The organism is Mesorhizobium sp. M8A.F.Ca.ET.161.01.1.1 (assembly GCF_004792105.1).
Taxonomy (GTDB): domain Bacteria; phylum Pseudomonadota; class Alphaproteobacteria; order Rhizobiales; family Rhizobiaceae; genus Mesorhizobium.
Map to the genome: position 1 here is coordinate 1 of NZ_SRTD01000297.1, position 325 is coordinate 325.

The following is a 325-nucleotide window of genomic DNA, read 5'->3' on the forward strand; positions in this document are numbered from 1 at the left end:
GGCTGAACCGCGATGCGCTGAACGACATGGTGGGCGGGCTGGTCAATTCTGCCCAGAACGGTGGTACCCAGACATCTTCGCCGGAGACGGCGCAGACGCAGCCCACCACGCCGCCCGCGACCCAGCAGCCGCCTGCGGCTGGCCAGCAGCAACCGACGGCCACACCAAACAACCACCCGAACCAGTCGCATGGCGATGATGGTTCGGTTACCGGCACAAAGTTCACCCAGCGGCTTCTGGCTGATGGCACCGAGCGTGACGAGGGCCAGGCGCCGGGCGCGAACGGCCAGCCCGTCACGGCGGAAGGTCAGTCGGTCTACGAGCA

At 67.4% G+C, this 325-nt stretch carries 1 pseudogene; it reads left to right on the top strand.

The features are described from left to right. Positions 1-325: pseudogene (locus EN804_RS35790) on the top strand (hypothetical protein); the annotation flags it as partial.